Annotated in this window: 10 protein-coding genes; 9 read left to right on the forward strand and 1 reads right to left on the reverse strand. The window is 41.3% G+C overall.

Features of this window, described 5'->3' with window-relative positions:
- Positions 1-40: 40 nt before the first annotated feature.
- Together ligA and HXT57_RS03660 are read left to right on the forward strand one after the other, a co-directional pair.
- Positions 41-2,809 (forward strand): NAD-dependent DNA ligase LigA, encoded by a 2,769-nt coding sequence (ligA, locus tag HXT57_RS03655; protein ID WP_116994760.1) that lies wholly within the window; start codon positions 41-43, stop codon positions 2,807-2,809.
- Positions 2,810-2,812: 3 nt separating this feature from the next.
- Positions 2,813-3,940 (forward strand): Mrp/NBP35 family ATP-binding protein, encoded by a 1,128-nt coding sequence (locus tag HXT57_RS03660; protein WP_012914185.1) that lies wholly within the window; start codon positions 2,813-2,815, stop codon positions 3,938-3,940.
- Between the two features lie 93 nt (positions 3,941-4,033).
- On the opposite strand, the gene HXT57_RS03665 is transcribed toward HXT57_RS03660, so the two are convergent.
- The gene (locus HXT57_RS03665) at positions 4,034-5,404 is read right to left on the reverse strand and encodes a DUF349 domain-containing protein (RefSeq protein ID WP_012914186.1); all 1,371 of its coding nucleotides are present in this window, start codon (positions 5,402-5,404) and stop codon (positions 4,034-4,036) included.
- Positions 5,405-5,500: 96 nt separating this feature from the next.
- Here HXT57_RS03665 and hisS point away from each other — a divergent pair, with 96 nt between their 5' ends.
- From hisS to HXT57_RS03700, 7 genes are all read left to right on the forward strand, one after another.
- Positions 5,501-6,901, forward strand: coding sequence for a histidine--tRNA ligase (hisS, locus tag HXT57_RS03670; RefSeq protein WP_041160579.1), 1,401 nt, complete (start codon positions 5,501-5,503; stop codon positions 6,899-6,901).
- Between the two features lie 91 nt (positions 6,902-6,992).
- Entirely contained in the window at positions 6,993-8,789 is a 1,797-nt protein-coding gene (gene aspS, locus HXT57_RS03675) for an aspartate--tRNA ligase (RefSeq protein ID WP_116431675.1), read from the forward strand.
- Positions 8,790-8,935: 146 nt separating this feature from the next.
- Positions 8,936-9,748: an amino acid ABC transporter ATP-binding protein gene (locus tag HXT57_RS03680; protein ID WP_012914189.1), complete on the forward strand. Its 813-nt coding sequence runs from the start codon at positions 8,936-8,938 to the stop codon at positions 9,746-9,748.
- 70 nt (positions 9,749-9,818) lie between these two features.
- Entirely contained in the window at positions 9,819-10,652 is an 834-nt protein-coding gene (locus HXT57_RS03685; RefSeq protein ID WP_102155150.1) for a glutamate ABC transporter substrate-binding protein, read from the forward strand.
- Position 10,653: 1 nt separating this feature from the next.
- Entirely contained in the window at positions 10,654-11,331 is a 678-nt protein-coding gene (locus HXT57_RS03690; RefSeq protein WP_004108938.1) for an ABC transporter permease subunit, read from the forward strand.
- A 5-nt stretch (positions 11,332-11,336) separates the two neighbouring features.
- On the forward strand, positions 11,337-12,422 hold the full coding sequence (locus HXT57_RS03695) for an amino acid ABC transporter permease (protein ID WP_064621584.1): 1,086 nt from the start codon (positions 11,337-11,339) through the stop codon (positions 12,420-12,422).
- A gap of 209 nt (positions 12,423-12,631) precedes the next feature.
- The gene (locus HXT57_RS03700) at positions 12,632-14,071 is read left to right on the forward strand and encodes a UTP--glucose-1-phosphate uridylyltransferase (RefSeq protein ID WP_102155148.1); all 1,440 of its coding nucleotides are present in this window, start codon (positions 12,632-12,634) and stop codon (positions 14,069-14,071) included.
- Positions 14,072-14,110 lie beyond the last annotated feature (39 nt).

Here is a 14,110-nt window from a genome sequence, read left to right on the forward strand (position 1 = left end):
TATATAAAGCAACAGCTGATTTGAAGGGGGTTTCATGAGTATGGCTCACGATGATATCGAGTCAAAAAACGCACAATGGACTCTTTTTGACGATTTTGACGAGCAAAATGAGACTCATGAAAATACGCAAAAAACAGATACGTGGATTGCTCAACTTCAGCCAACAGACACTGATGCGTTGGCTCTTGGAAACTTGCAGCCAGCGACGCTTACTATAGAGCAAGCTGCGAAACTTTGGGCAAAATTGGCAGCTTGGGCACAATCTGATCAAATTGCTTATTACGTAGAAGATTCTCCGACTAGTTCAGACGCAGCATATGATGCAAGAATGCGAGCGCTAAGCGCTTTAGAAGCTGCCTTCCCAACTTTAGACACACCTCAATCTCCAACACATCGCGTAGGTGGAACTTTTTCTAACGATTTTACTTCTGTAAAGCATCCGTCTCGAATGATGAGTTTGGATGACGTATTTTCAATTGAAGAATTACACGATTGGTATAACAGCGTAATTCGCGATTTACAATGGGATGAGTCTCAACCTCTTCCTATGACTTGCGAAGTAAAAATTGATGGTCTTGCTTTAAATCTTATTTATCGCAACGGTACTCTTGAACAAGGTCTTACTAGAGGCGATGGCGTAACTGGCGAGGATATTACATTAAACGTAAGAACGATTGAAGCAATACCAACACAGCTTCATTCTGATAATCCTGACGATATTCCTGAGTTCGTGGAAATTCGTGGCGAAGTTTTTATGAAATGGGAAGACTTTAGAAAATTAAATGATGAACAAGAAAATGCTGGACGAGTTGCTTTTGCAAACCCTCGTAACGCTGCAGCTGGCTCTTTGCGCCAAAAAGACCCACGAATTACAGCCACGCGTCGATTAAGCTTTTTTGCACACGGACTAGGTGAGCTTCGTTGGAAAGAAAATACAAGCCATAACAATAGTGAAACAAAATTTAATCAGTCTGACGCATATAAGCTCTATCAACAGTGGGGAATACCTGTTTCTCCGTACACAAGAAAAGTCACAAATTTTTCTGAAATAGAAGAAATGATTGACTATTACGGAAAGCATAGAGCAAATATTTTGCACGCTTTAGACGGCATAGTTGTAAAAGTTGATGACAGAGCATTACAGCATCAACTAGGAGCTACTTCTAGAGCTCCACGATGGGCTATTGCATACAAGTATCCTCCTGAAGAAGTTAATACTTATTTGAAGGATATTATTGTCCAGGTTGGAAGAACTGGAAGAGTAACTCCTGTAGCTGTTCTTGAACCTGTTACTGTAGCAGGATCGACAATTTCGCGTACAACTCTTCATAACGCTTACGAAGTTGAACATAAAGGTGTGCTAATTGGCGATACTGTCGTAGTTCGTAAAGCTGGGGATGTTATTCCGGAATTAGTCGGACCGGTACTTAAAGCTAGGGAAGGGCGAGAAAATGAACTTAAAAAGTTTGTTATGCCAGAATACTGCCCATCTTGTGGAACTAAGCTAGCTCCTGCAAAAGAGGGAGATAAAGACATTCGTTGCCCAAATGTAGAAAACTGTCCAGCTCAACTTACAGAACGAATAATTCACTTGGCTTCCAGACAAGCTTTTGATATTGAAAATTTGGGCGATAACGCTGCGCTAGCTCTCACAAATCCTGAGGATTGCAGGCCTACAACTGCAGAAGTTTACTGCCCAGATATGGATAAAATTATAATTCAGCGAGGCGCAACTCAACAACCATATATACCTTCACCAGATTTAACGCTACCTGAACCACAAACTCCAGTACTTAGAAATGAAGCTGGATTATTTAGTATTACTGCCGACGATTTACAAAATGTAATGGTTTGGAAAGAAATTCCTCTTGTTGAAGAGTGGAAAGAAGTTAGTAAAGACGGTAGCTTTAAAAAGCGTACACGCAAAATAGGCGGATCTGGTCTTTGGCATCAAGTTAGAGCATTTTGGACTCGCACAATCGAAGCAAAGTTATCTACAAATTACGAAGCAGCAGAAACTTCCGAAAAAACTACTTCACTAAACGAACAATGGGATCCTCAATATCCTAAATTCCAGGTTCCAATTGACGCTAAAGTAGTACTTTGGAAAAATAAGCGCATTACTAGAAATGCTAAAACTAGCGACAACGCTAAAGAAACAATAAATGTGCCATGGTATACAAGACCTTCTGAAACTACTCGTAGCATGCTTGAAGAAATAGCTCAAAAAGGCAAAAATGCAGCACTGTGGCGAGTTTTGGTTGCTTTATCTATTCGTAGACTAGGTCCACCAACTGCACGTCTTATAGCGGCAAATTTTGGATCTTTAGACAATATTTCCAAAGCATCTATTGAAGAACTTACACAAATTGATGGAGTTGGTCCTGAAATTGCGCAAGCAGTATACAACTGGTTCCAGCAAGCTAAAGACCCTGCTAATTGGCAATTTGAAGTATTAAAATCGTGGCAAGGAGCAGGTGTAGTAGGAAAAGTTGAAGCATCATCTTTCGCTCAAACATTAGTAGGTAAAACAATAGTTGTTACAGGATCTTTGCAAGGATTTACACGGGACAGCGCAAAAGAAGCTATAGTCTCAAGAGGCGGCAAAGCATCAGGGTCAGTAAGCAAGAACACATATTGCGTTATTCTAGGCGAAAATGCAGGATCCAAGGCAACTAAAGCGCAAGAACTTGGCATTCCTATGCTTAACGAACAACAGTTTAATACTCTTTTAAAAACTGGGAACTTAGAAGAAATACTACAAATTGCAAATAATACTGTGCCAAATCTCATTGCTGAGGAATCATAACGCATGAATACAAGTGAACTCGAAAAACAAGTTTACGATTTACTGGGTAGCGTTATTGATCCAGAATTAGGTCGCTCTGTTACCGAATTAAATATGGTAACCGGAGTGCATGTGATAAAAAAAGCTGAAACCATTGATGCAACAAAGTTTGCTTATGATGTAGAAATAAATCTTGAACTTACTGTGCCAAATTGCCCTCTGGCAGAAGTGATTACAGGACGAGTTCAAGAAGCTATATCTAAATATCCTCAAGCAATACTCATACCGCACGTTAACGCTACTGCAATGAGTAAAACTAAATTAGAAAAGTTAGTTGCAGATTTAAAAGCTGAACGCAAAGAAAATCCATTTAATAAAGCTGGCACTCGCACGAGAATTTTTGCTATAGCTTCTGGGAAAGGCGGAGTGGGAAAATCTTCTATAACTGCTAATTTAGCTGCAACTTTTGCAGCATTAGGTTACGATACTGCAGCTATTGACGCCGATATTTACGGCTTTTCTTTACCGCGAATGTTTGGAGTTAATTCTCAACCAACAAATTTAAACGGAATGCTTATGCCTGTAGTTGCTTGGGGAGTAAAACTTATTTCTATTGGAATGTTTGCTGGAACCGATCGTGCTATTTTGTGGAGAGGGCCACGATTACAACGTTCTTTAGAACAGTTTCTTTCCGATGTTTGGTGGGGCAACCCCGATGTTTTACTTCTTGATTTAGCTCCAGGCACAGGAGATATGGCATTAGCTGTAGCGCAATCCTTACCAAACGTAGAGCTTGTTGTAGTAACAACTCCACAGCCTAGTGCATCAGATGTGGCAGTTAGATCAGGTCTTATGGCTTTGCAAATTCCTGTAAAAGTTCGCGGAGTTGTTGAGAACATGAGCTGGTTTGAAAATAACGGCGAGCGCTTAGAATTGTTTGGTTCAGGGGGAGGAAAGAGAGTAAGCGAACAACTTTGTAACGCTCTTGGCACTAATGTGCCTCTTTTAGCTCAACTTCCTTTAGATCCTGCGCTTAGAGAAACTGGTGAAGCAGGGCGACCTGCTGTTCTAACCGAAAATGGAAAATTGGCAGATTCTAATTTAGCTAATACTTTTATTCATTTAGCTAAATCTTTAATAAAAAACTCTTAAAAGCAAATAAATCTTAAAATACAGCCGAAAAATAAGTATGGGGTCGCTTGATTTTTAAGCAACCCCATACTTTTAATTAGTTATAAAACTAATTTACTTAACAGCGCTAAGCCACTGCTCTTTAGTAGCCTTTTCAGCTTCCAACTTAGCTTTACGCTTATTATCGGTTTCCTTAGCAATAGCAGCGTTAAGCTCTTCGAGTTGCGCTTCCAACTGTAAAGCAAAACTGGACTTACGAGCATTAGCTTCAGGATCAGCCTCACGCCAAGCAGCGTCTTCAACAGCCTTAATCTTTTTATCAACGTCGTTCAAGCGAGACTCAATACGACGCATATCTTCACGAGGAACGAAACCAATAGCATCCCATTCTTCCTGAATCTGAGACAAAGCCTTACGAGCCTTCTTAGCAGCTTCTTCATTTTCTACTGGCAACAAAGCCTCTGCTTTTACGAGCAAAGCTTCCTTCTTAGCAAGATTTTCGTGTTCTCCAGCATTAACCTTTTCACGGTCATTTTGACGAGCATGATAGAAAGCATCAGCAGCTTCGCGGAACTTAGCCCACAAAGCATCATCGTGCTGACGACCAGCATTGCCAGCTTTCTTCCAACGATCCATCAAAGCATTGAACTTCATAGAAGTTTCACGCCAATCTTTTGAATCTTTTAAGCTTTCAGCTTCTGCAATAATAGCTTCCTTAAGCTGCTTAGCAGTATTACGCACGTGCTCACGTTCTTTAACCCAAGAGTTACGAGCCTGAGAGAATGCAGAACGAGCCTTTGAAAAACGCTGCCACAAAGCATCGGCATCAGACTTATTTAAGTGAATAGTAGTACGCTGATGCTCCTGCCATTCGTCAAATAAAGCACGTAACTTATCGTTTAATTCACGCCAGTTTGTAGATTCATTCATTTGTGCTACTAACGATTCTGCACGTTCTACAATATTTGTACGTTCTTTCAAAGCTTTTTCTAGAGCTTCTTTTCGAGCTTTAGAGATTGCTTCCTTCTTTTCATTACCTTTTGCAGCCAATTCGGCGTGTCGCGCACGTAAAGCAGCAATATCGCCTACGGCAGCAGGATTTTCCAATTCAGCTTTCAAAGTATTAAGCGTTTCGTCAATTTCTTTTGCTTTTACATTGGAAGCTTCCAAGCGCTTAGCGAAAAGATCAAGCTTAATCTTCAAATCAAGATAACGATGAATATAGAAAGTCAACGCTTCTTCAGGAGTGCCAGTGGAGTATTGACCAACCTCACGCTCAACACCGTTTTCAGTAACGTAAACAGTGCCATTTTCATCAACACGGCCAAAGGTTTTTGCGGCTTTAATATCCTCTTCACTATAAGAAATGGTTGGTGCTTGAGCAACAACACGAGTCTTATGCGCGAAGCTTGCTGGAGATGGAGCAACTGGCTTTGGCGCGGTAGTAGTTTTAGTAGTTTCTTCAGGTTTAGACTGTTCGGTCACGGGACGACTCCTTACAGCAGATGCACGGTAACATTGTTACGAATAAGTATGACGGTAAGCCATGATTTTTCCGCAACACCACCTATTATAGTGGACATGGTACAAGGCTCATCAATATCGGGTTTCCCTGAATGGCTTCCTAGTGAACGCGCTGTTGAACAGCAAGTAATTGACACACTAAGAGAAGTGTTTGAACTCAACGGTTTTATTGGAATTGAAACGCGTGCAGTAGAACAGGGTTCAAGCTTATTAAAAAAAGGCGAAACCAGTAAAGAAATTTATTTATTATCGCGTTTACAAGAAGTTGGTCACGAATCCGACACTCCTGTAGAAGAACGCATTGGCTTACATTTCGATTTAACAGTTCCACTCAGCCGTTACGTCGTTGAGCATACTGGCGATTTGACGTTCCCATTTAAGCGCTGGCAAATGCAAAAAGTTTGGCGAGGGGAGCGTCCACAAGAAGGTCGTTTCCGTGAGTTTGTTCAAGCAGATATCGATGTCGTAGGAAATGGCGAATTACCTTCACACTACGAAGTTGAACTTCCACTTGTTATGGTTGAAGCTCTTGAGCGTTTACGTAAGTTTGGTCTTCCTAAGGCAACTGTTCATGCTAATAATCGAAAGCTTTCTGAAGGTTTTTATCGCGGTATTGGATTAAGCGATATCGAGGGAGTTCTTCGAGAAATCGATAAGCTAGACAAAATTGGCGCTGAAGAAGTATCCAAGCTTTTGGTAAAAGAATGCGGCGCTACGGCTTCTCAAGCTGATGCATGCTTAGAATTAGCTGAACTTACTGCCGAAACAGGAGATGAGTTGAAGTCTCGTTTCAACGAATTATGCGATAAGCATAATATTTCTCGAAGTGATGATAACGAGTCTTACGTTTTAGCTTCTCAAGGTGTTGAAACTCTTGCGATGATTGTAGACGAAGCAGCACGTATTCGCCCAGGCGCTGTTGTTGCTGATTTGAAGATTGCTCGTGGACTTGACTACTATACTGGTTCTGTTTACGAAACTTTCCTTGATAATGCAGCATCTCTTGGTTCAATTTGCTCTGGTGGACGTTACGATAATTTAGTTTCACAGGGCAAGAAGAAGTATCCAGGCGTAGGACTTTCAATTGGCATGTCTCGACTGCTTTCTTATATGCTTCACACTGCAGGAGCTACTGTTTCCCGAGTTTCTCCTGCTGCAGTACTTGTTGCAGTGTGGAATGAAGAAGATCGTCCTGCATGCAATGCTATTGCTAAAACTTTACGAGATCGAGGCATTGCAGCAGATGTTGCTCCTAGCGCAGCAAAGCTTGGTAAGCAAATAAAATATGCTGACAAGCTCGGCATTCCTTATGTGTGGTTCCCTGCTGATAGCACTGAATCAGAGTCATCTCACGATGAAGTAAAAAATATTATTACTGGCGAACAGGAAACCGCGGATGCCACGTCTTGGCAACCGGATACTGTTTATGCCCGGCAGACAGTTTCTTGCGCTAAATAATGTTCTTGCAAATTTGCTTGAATATTGTGCGCAAAATCATGTCAATAGAAACAAATGAATATATCAATTAGATTGTAGAGGAAGTGGACTTATGAGCCAGACGGCGTATCGCACACATCATGCCGTTGAAGTGACTGAAGAATTAGTCGGGCAAAAAGTAACCATCGCTGGTTGGGTTGATCGTCGCCGCGATCATGGTGGAGTTGCCTTTGTTGATGTCCGTGATAACACAGGCTTAGTGCAAGTTGTTATTTACGATGAAGAAACTGCACGACCATTGCGTAGTGAATTCGTTGTGCAAGTGACCGGCGAAGTTCGCTTGCGTCCAGATGGCAACGAAAACGATCATTTAGCAACCGGTAAAATTGAGATTGTTGCAGAAACTGTTACTATTCTCGCAAAGTCAGACGCTTTGCCATTCCAGGTTTCAACAGCTTTGGAAAACGAGTCCGAGAACAAGCTTCCAAGCGAAGATGTTCGTTTGAAGTATCGTTACCTTGATTTGCGTCGCCCATCTATGCAGCGCAATTTGAAGCTTCGCTCTGATATGGCTAAGGCTGCCCGCCATGCTTTGGAAGACATGAACTTTACTGAAGTTGAAACACCAACTTTCATTAAGTCAACTCCTGAAGGTGCTCGCGACTTCGTTGTTCCAGCACGATTGGTTCCAGGCTCTTGGTACGCACTTCCACAGTCTCCTCAGCTTCTAAAGCAGTTGCTCATGGTTTCTGGCGTCGAGCGCTACTATCAGCTTGCTCGTTGCTATCGCGACGAAGACTTCCGTGCAGATCGTCAGCCTGAGTTCACTCAGCTTGATATGGAAATGAGCTTTGCAAGCCAGGAAGATGTTATGGCTATGGCAGAGCGCGTTATTGCTGCTATTTGGAAGGAAGCTGGTCACGAGATTACTCTTCCTTTGCCTCGTATTACTTGGCAGGAAGCAATGGATAAGTATGGTTCCGATAAGCCTGATTTGCGTTTTGGAAACCCACTTATTGAGTTGACTGACTACTTTAAGAACACTCCATTCCGCGTGTTCCAAGCTTCATACGTTGGCGCTGTGCTCTTTAAGGGCGGTGCTGCAACTCCTCGTCGCCAATTTGACGCTTGGCAGGATTGGGCTAAGCAGCGTGGAGCTAAGGGATTGGCTTACGTTGTGTTTGGTGAAGATGGCGAGTTAAAGGGTCCTGTTGCTAAGAATCTTAGTGAAGAAGAGCGCGCAGGTCTTAAGGAAGCTGTTGGAGCAGAAGATGGCGATGCAGTGTTCTTCGCAGCAGGTTCTCGCGAGTCTTCGCAGCTTTTGCTCGGCGCAGTGCGCGTTGAACTTGCTAGCCGCGCAGGATTGCTTCACCCAGATGAGTTTGCTTTCACTTGGGTTGTTGACTTCCCACTATTTAAGCGCACTGATGATCCAGATGATGACGACGTTGCCGTTGGTCACTCAAAGTGGACTTCTATGCACCATCCGTTTACAATGCCATCTGCTGATTGGATTGATAAGTTTGATAAAGATCCAGAGCACGCTATGAGCGATTCTTACGATATCGTGTGCAACGGTAATGAAATGGGCGGCGGATCCGTTCGTATCCACCGCGACGATATTCAAGATCGTGTGCTTAATGTTCTTGGAATCGATAAGGCTGAAGCTGACGAAAAGTTCGGCTTCTTGCTTGAAGCTTTCAAGTATGGTGCTCCACCTCACGCCGGTATTGCTTTGGGTTGGGATCGTACTGCTGCAATTTTGGCAGGCGCAAGCTCAATCCGCGACGTAATTGCATTCCCTAAGGCTGGCGGCGGTCGAGATCCTCTAACCGGCGCTCCTGCTCCGATTTCTGACGAGCAGCGTGCTGAAACTGGCGTTGATTACGATCCAGAAGAAAACGAGTAAATAGAAATACTTGTAAAAAATATTATTGATAAGCCGTTGATTGTTGATTTTATAATCACAATCAACGGCTTTTTTGTAACGTAAGAGTTACAAAACGTAACGATAGTGATAAATAGCTGTAACACAGATTAGCTAAACTTCTTGTTATGGATAAGCAAGTATCAAAGTCAAATCCAAACGCCGAGGATATGACTAATCGCACTATTTCAGTGCAAAAAGCGGCAAATCCCCTCGTAGAACTAAGTCATGTCGAAAAGCATTATGGAAAACTTCATGTGCTAAAAGACATCAATCTGACTGTTAACAAAGGCGAAGTACTAGTTATTATCGGTCCATCTGGTTCTGGTAAATCGACAATGTGTCGCACAATTAACCGTCTCGAAACTATTGATTCAGGTGACATACGTATTGACGGTGAGCCACTTCCTCAAGAAGGAAAAGAACTTGCAGCTTTGCGAGCAGAAGTTGGTATGGTATTCCAGTCCTTTAATCTTTTCGCTAACAAGACTATTTTGGAAAATGTTACTCTTGCTCCAATGAAAGTGCGCCATATGGATCAGCAAAGTGCTGAATCTCTTGCTATGGAATTGCTCACTCGAGTCGGAGTTGATAATCAAGCAAACAAAATGCCTTCACAACTTTCCGGCGGCCAGCAGCAGCGTGTTGCAATTGCTCGAGCTCTTGCTATGCAGCCAAAAGTTATGCTTTTTGACGAGCCTACATCTGCACTAGATCCGGAAATGGTTAATGAAGTTCTTGATGTCATGGTTGAGCTTGCAAAAGAAGGCATGACTATGATTTGTGTTACCCACGAAATGGGATTTGCACGCAAGGCAGCTGACAGAATTGTATTTATGGCAGATGGTCAAATTCTTGAACAAGGCACTCCTGAAGAATTCTTTGAACATCCAAAAACTGATCGTGCAAAAGATTTCCTTTCCAAGATTCTTACGCATTAATCTGCTTTTTTGTTTTATCTTTCAGTAAAAATTCTGAAACTTTAAAACAGTTCTTACGAAGGGAAAAGATATGAAAATATTACAAAATCGCATTTTTCGTGCGATACTAGCGATGCTTTGTACCGTATGCTGCGTTATGCCGCTTACAGCTTGCGATCGTAGCGATGGTAAAAAAGTCATACGCATTGGTATTAAATTCGATCAGCCTGGTATGGGTTTCAAAAAATCAGGAACTTACGTTGGATTCGACGTTGATGTTGCTAAGTACGTTGCCAAAAAGCTCGGCTATTCAGAAGATCAAATCGTATGGAAAGAATCACCATCTAAACAGCGTGAAACAATGCTTCAAAACGGTGATGTAGATATGATTGTTGCAACATATTCCATTACTGACGCTCGCAAGAAAATGGTTTCGTTTGCAGGACCTTACTTTATTGCCGGTCAGGATTTGCTAATTCGAAAAGATGAGCATAAAGTAAGCGGTCCAAATGATTTGGACGGAAAGCGTTTATGCTCAGTTTCAGGCTCAACATCTGCAATTGCTATTAAGGAGCGTTACTCTTCAAAAGTACAGCTTATGCAACAGCCTGGTTATGCAGAATGTGCAACTGCATTATTCTCAGGAATTGTAGATGCTGTAACTACCGACGACATTATTCTTGCTGGTTTAGCAACCGCTTCTCGAGGTCGTTTAAAGCTTGTAAACAAGCCATTTACCGCAGAATATTACGGAATTGGCATTAAAAAAGGAAATACAGGCTTAGCTAAGAAAATTAATGCAGCCTTAAAAGACATGATTCGTAACGGATCATGGAAAAGAGCTCTAGACGACAATTTACGAGGCACTGGCTTTAAGCCGAACGCAAAGTATAATCCGCCAATTCCTCAAGAAGGAGAGAAGTAATATGCAAGATTTTATGCAGCTATTTACCTCCTACAATATTCCAGGAGCATTCTTGGTTAATATTGAAATAACTTTATGGAGTGTACTTTTTTCATCAATTATTGGCGTAATTCTTGTTACTATGCGCATTTGCCCTGTTTCATCATTACGCATGATTGCTACAGTTTATGTTGAATTGTTTAAAAACATGCCACTTACCATCATTATGGTTTTCATGGTTTTAGGCGTTTACGCTCAGCTTAAGATAGGATTCTCCTCAATTTTTGAAGTGAATTTCTTCTGGCTGGCAGTTGCTGGATTGTCGCTTTATACTGCAGCATTTGTTTGCGAATCTTTGAGATCTGGTCTTAATACCGTACCTGTTGGTCAAGCAGAAGCTTGCCGCGCCCTTGGATTAAATTTCTTCCAATCTGCAACACAAGTAATTCTTCCACAAACTTTCTGCGGTTCAGTAGCACCATTAGGTAATACATTTATTGCTTTGCTTAAAAATTCTACAGTTGCTGCTGCAGCATCAGTTGCCACTGAGACTTCAACAATGATGAGCGAAATGATTGAGAAACATGCAGATTTGATTGTTCCAATCTTCTTAATTTTCGCTTGCGGATACATTATGCTCATCATTCCTATCGGCATTTTGACTACTTATTTGTCAAATAAACTTGCTGTGAGAAGGTGATAACAATGGCTAAACAACGTGAACAATCATTATTATTCGATACTCCAGGTCCAAAAGCTCTTAAGAAAATTCGCATAGCTAATATTATTGCCGGTTGCATTTTTGTTATTTGCATTATTGCTATTCTCGTTCGTTTGAGCAATCCTCCAGAGGGAGAAAACCAACTTTCTTGGACGCTTTGGAATCCTGCACTCGAATCTGAGGCCTGGGTTGATTTTTATCTTCCTGGATTATGGATGACACTAAAAGCATCGTTACTTGCAGTAGTTGGTTCTATTGTATTTGGCTTATTCTTCGGACTTTGCCGTTTACTACCTAATTTTATTATTCGTAGTATTTCCGCAATAGTAGTAGAATTTTGCCGCGCAGTACCAGTATTGATGCTTATGATTTTCTTGTGGAGAGCATTCGCACTTTCTGGTATGAAAGAATCATCATACTGGGCTGTTGTTTTGGCACTGATTATGTATAACGGTTCTGTTGTTGCAGAACTTGTTAGATCAGGTGTTGGCAACTTGCCAAACGGTCAAAGAGAAGCTTCACTTGCATTAGGATTGAGCGAGTACCAATCATTGACACAAATTGAAATGCCTCAGGCAATTATTGCTATGATGCCTGCAGCAGTAACTCAGCTTGTAGTTGTTTTGAAGGATACTGCACTTGGTTCAATTATTATGTACACTGATTTGCTTCAGGAATCGCGCAGACTCGGATCAATGTACTTTAATATTTTGCAAACATTAAGCGTTGCAGCAGTAATATATTTCCTTATTTGCTTGGCATTGTCTTGGTTTGCACAATGGTTGCCATCGCACTTGAAGAATCGAACTGCCGCTCCAACAGAACCAGAGCCTGTTGCTCCAATTGCTATTATGGATCCTTCTAATGTGAACCAAATGGCAGTTGCTAGCGAAGTTAAAGAGCTTCCTTATGGAGGTACTCCACGTAAGTATCACGTACATCATCGCGGTACGAACGCTTCTATTCACCATTGGCGTCACACTCGTTACTTGCAAGGCTACGACGAGCATCATCTAAAAACTGGCGATGAACCGGAAGAAAATGATGACAACAATGCAGAAAATAACTAAATTTCATATTTAGTGGTGTTTAGTAGCAAATTTTCTCATAAGCGCAGTCGGTATTTATTATTGGCTGCGCTTATTATTTTCTATCTTGCAATTTCTAACTTTGGTAGAATCATAATAGTATTTCAAAATAACCGTTAAAAGCAATATTTGCGCAGCAACGCACAAATCGCTAAACTATTAAGGTCACATGCATACGAGGAGGCTTTTACATGGATGACGCGTTTGAGTTGTCCGCTGCAAAGATGCGCGAACAAGGCATGAGCGAAATTGCTATTGAACAATTTAAACACTTATATAATGCTTGGAATTTAGATAAATCAGGGGATAAGTCTGCGGAGTTTATTCGCGAGAGCACGGTTGAACCTATTAAAAGCGTTCCAACTTTCCACGAAATTTACGAAACTATTGATCACGACAAAGCTGTTAACGCATTCGCAAAAACTGCTTTTATTAAATTAAATGGCGGTTTGGGAACATCTATGGGCTTGTCTTGCGCAAAATCTTTACTACCAGTTCGTAGGCATAAAGCTCGCCAAATGCGCTTTATTGATATTATTATTGGACAAGTTCTTACAGCTCGTCAGCGATTAGGAGTTAATCTTCCGCTTATTTTCATGAATTCTTTCCGCACGTCTCATGATACTTTGCAAGTACTAAAACGCAATCGCAAGTTTGTGCAAGACAATATGCCTGTAGAAATTATTCAACATCAAGAACCAAAATTAGCAGAGGAAACTGGAGAACCGGTTTCTCACAAGGAAGATCGATCTCTTGAATGGTGCCCTCCAGGTCACGGCGATATTTTTTCAACTCTGTGGGAATCTGATTTATTGCATACTCTTAAAGAAAATGGAATTGAGTATTTGTTTATTTCAAATTCTGACAATTTAGGTGCTAGACCGTCGCGCACTCTTGCTCAACATTTTGAAAATACTGGCGCACCTATCATGATTGAGGTTGCGAAGCGAACTCAAGCAGATCGTAAGGGCGGTCACATTGTTAGGGACGCGAAAACAGGAAGACTAATGCTACGAGAAATGACACAGGTTCATCCTGAGGATCGTAGAAGCGCACAAAGCATTAAAAAACATCCATATTTCAACACAAATAATATTTGGGTTCGTGTAGATGCTCTAGAAAAAAAGTTAAAAGAGCACAAAGGGATTTTGCCTTTGCCTGTTATTTTTAATCACAAAACTGTTGACCCAACTGACGAAAGCAGCACTCCGGTAGTGCAATTGGAAACAGCAATGGGAGCAATAGCTTCACTTTTCGATGACGCAATTTGCGTAGAAGTTGATCGAATGCGTTTCTTGCCTGTTAAAACAACCAATGACTTATTTATTATGCGATCAGATAGATTCCATCTTACTGATTCATATGAAATGGAAGATGGTAACTATATATTTCCTGATATTGATTTGGATCCACGTTATTACAAAAACATCAATGATTTCAACGAAAGATTCCCATATTCTGTCCCAGCTTTAGCTGCTGCAAAATCAGTAACTATTAGGGGAGATTGGACATTTGGAAACCAAGTTTCAATGTTTGCTGACGCTGTTTTAGAAGATACAGGAGAACCAAGTTATGTGCCAAATGGAGAATTCGTGGGACCACAAGGAATTGAACCAGACTCTTGGGTTTAAAGCAGATTTCTTGCAAATATGCGATTTTTATTGATAGTA

It is taken from the genome of Gardnerella sp. KA00771 (genome assembly GCF_049244045.1).
Taxonomy (GTDB): Bacteria; Actinomycetota; Actinomycetes; order Actinomycetales; family Bifidobacteriaceae; genus Bifidobacterium; species Bifidobacterium swidsinskii.

Coding starts and splice junctions, on each gene's coding strand:
- ligA (WP_116994760.1), top strand. CDS start 41: ATGGCTCACGATGATATCGAGTCAAAAAACGCACAATGGACTCTTTTT.
- HXT57_RS03660 (WP_012914185.1), top strand. CDS start 2,813: ATGAATACAAGTGAACTCGAAAAACAAGTTTACGATTTACTGGGTAGC.
- hisS (WP_041160579.1), top strand. CDS start 5,501: ATGGTACAAGGCTCATCAATATCGGGTTTCCCTGAATGGCTTCCTAGT.
- aspS (WP_116431675.1), top strand. CDS start 6,993: ATGAGCCAGACGGCGTATCGCACACATCATGCCGTTGAAGTGACTGAA.
- HXT57_RS03680 (WP_012914189.1), top strand. CDS start 8,936: ATGGATAAGCAAGTATCAAAGTCAAATCCAAACGCCGAGGATATGACT.
- HXT57_RS03685 (WP_102155150.1), top strand. CDS start 9,819: ATGAAAATATTACAAAATCGCATTTTTCGTGCGATACTAGCGATGCTT.
- HXT57_RS03690 (WP_004108938.1), top strand. CDS start 10,654: ATGCAAGATTTTATGCAGCTATTTACCTCCTACAATATTCCAGGAGCA.
- HXT57_RS03695 (WP_064621584.1), top strand. CDS start 11,337: ATGGCTAAACAACGTGAACAATCATTATTATTCGATACTCCAGGTCCA.
- HXT57_RS03700 (WP_102155148.1), top strand. CDS start 12,632: ATGGATGACGCGTTTGAGTTGTCCGCTGCAAAGATGCGCGAACAAGGC.